At 59.9% G+C, this 2,348-nt stretch carries 2 protein-coding genes; both read right to left on the bottom strand.

Going from position 1 to position 2,348, the window contains the following annotated elements:
* Positions 1–695: 695 nt before the first annotated feature.
* Complete coding sequence (locus GY937_17585; protein ID MCP5058517.1) at positions 696–1,286, bottom strand: hypothetical protein; 591 nt, start codon at positions 1,284–1,286, stop codon at positions 696–698.
* The gene (lnt, locus tag GY937_17580) at positions 1,283–2,134 is read right to left on the bottom strand and encodes an apolipoprotein N-acyltransferase (protein MCP5058516.1); all 852 of its coding nucleotides are present in this window, start codon (positions 2,132–2,134) and stop codon (positions 1,283–1,285) included. The genes GY937_17585 and lnt overlap by 4 nt, the downstream gene beginning before the upstream one ends.
* Positions 2,135–2,348: the final 214 nt, after the last annotated feature.

Genomic DNA, 2,348 nt, shown 5'->3' with positions numbered 1-2,348 from the left:
AGTGTCCACCCTCAAACCAGGGTCGCCGAACTCACGCCGCGCCTCTGGAAAGAGAACTTCGCCGACGCTCCCCTCGGGCCCCTGACAGGCTGAGACCCCGCGATACGGGCTGCAACCACGTCCGAGGCTGGCCGCTTACGCCAAAACAGCTCAGGGCGCAGATCGAGGTGCCGACTTCGCTCTCGGACGGGTGCATGATCGGCGGCACTATGCCACCCCTCGTCTTCGATGCATTGAAAGATCGCGTCGATGAACCGGACGTTCATCTCGCTCCAGATCGGCCCGTTCGAGGGCGGATCCCGGGAGTCCCCGCCCCTACGAAGAGCGCGACACGACGTTCGGCGAGTTGAGTGATGCGCTCATGGAACTGGTCGATCGACAAGGCAGGCCGGGGCATTGCCCTCCAGTATAGAGTGGCGCCAGCTCGGCAATCAGCGTTGCGCGCTGGCTGCCCGCCTGCCTCAGTCCGGCAAGCTTCTGCTTCCCCGCAGGACTACTACGCAATGAGGGCTTCTAGTTGTAGAGGCGCACTTTCCGCAGTTGAGCCCGGGGTGCAGGGCAATGAGAGGTGCACCCGAAGGGAGCACAACAAACGTGAGAGCCACTCGCCTTCCATAGAGAGTGCTGGTCAGGCTCAGCAGGCTAGAGCTGGTTCACCTGTATGACGCCTCCGCGAACGGATATCCGTCGTCCACCTATGGGAATGTGGGGAAGGTGTCGAAGGTTCCGCTCAAGACCGAAGACACTGCCCGTCCGGGTTCGGGAAACGCATTCGTCTTGTTGGTCGTGGCTCCAACGAGTTGAACATGGTTCGGTCCCTCTACCAGCTGCATTCCCGAGAGCGAAACGGTATTGGTCCCCGCGGCATTCGTGGCGCTCGCCGATTCGGTCGTGAACGGCAGGGAATATTGAAACGTGCCACCTCCCTGTTGGACGAGCGTTACCGAGACCGTCGCCGAGAATGAGATCTTGATTCCCTCGCTGGTCTTTGTGGCAGTTCCAGTAGCAGGAGCTGCGAGTGTGTAGCGCAGCTCGCCCGGCGTACTCCAGAGTTGGATTGAGGGGATGGAGACGCCCGAAGGCAGAATGGTGAACGAGACGGAACCACCCGGGTCCGGATCGCTGAACGCGAACTCAATCGTTGAGCCAGCTGGAAGGTTGAGGTTTTCGTAGCCTTCGAAGGATATGAAGGAAAGACTGTCGAGCGTGAGCGTCCCCGTAGTCGTTTCAGCACCCGCAGGAACGCTGAGCTGGAGAAGAACCAGGAGTACTAGGATTTGCTTCACTGTGTGAACCTCCAAAACAGAGAGAAGAGAGCCGACACGGTACACGCGCCGACTGCAGCGCAGCCGAAGAGGATCAACCCTTCAATGGCTACACGAGGACTGGTACGGTTCGGGAGCTCAACGACGAGGGTTCCCGTCATACCGGATCCAAGTGCTTGTGTCACTCGTCCCCAGGGATCCACGACTGCGGAGATCCCGCCGTGCGCGACACGAAGCAGCGGCAATCGAGTCTCAATTGCACGGAAGCGGGAGTATGCGAGCTGTTGTCTGCTCACGTTCTCTCCCGCAAACCACGAATCATTGACCAGGTTCACGATGGCGATCGTCCCTTCGGTCTTTCGCGCTGTGACGGATGCCGGAAAGAGCGCTTCATAGCAGAAGACTACAGACAGGGATGAAGGCCCGAGTTGGAGGGGCCCCTCTTCTTCAGCGGCTTCGGCGTGTCTCACGGAGGGGCCATCTTGGTTTCGCCAAGGCCATGCAATTGGCGATTCGGCAATGGGAACTAGAATTCTCTTGGCGGAGTATCCCACGTATCGTCCTTCTGGGTCCAGTAGGACCGCGCGGTTTTGGTAGGCGTGTGGCGACGTTGCTGCTCCGACTCGTCCCATGATGAGCGGCCGGCCGATTCGCTTGAGTTCGCGTTCTATGTCTTCGTCGAGGAGCTTGTCTTGTCCTTCAGGAGTCGAGATCACGGTCTCCGGCCATACCACAACATGAATTGGCCTATGCTCGCGGTTGAGGCCTACCAGCGTCAGATTGACCATCTCCTGGAGATTCGTTCGCTGGGCAGCGGGCGCCCAGCGCTCATCTGCGGGCAGATTGGGCTGGACCAGTAGGGCGCGCACCGGAGCATCGGCAGCCGCTTGTGGCCCGGTCGATCGAGTCGCTACTTCTCCAAGAGTGGCGAGACCCACGAGGCCACCTAGCCTGAACTATGCACGAAAGTTGGCTGAGAAGCTGGCTTTCCAATGTTTCAGCGTGCCGCGCGGCGATTGACGCTGACGGATCTCGTTTTGGGTGGTCGATGCCCATTCCGTGGCGCGAATGCGGAGTGTGCTT

The organism is bacterium (assembly GCA_024228115.1).
GTDB lineage: Bacteria > Myxococcota_A > UBA9160 > UBA9160 > UBA6930.
This window is presented reverse-complemented; position numbering and strand designations above follow the sequence as displayed.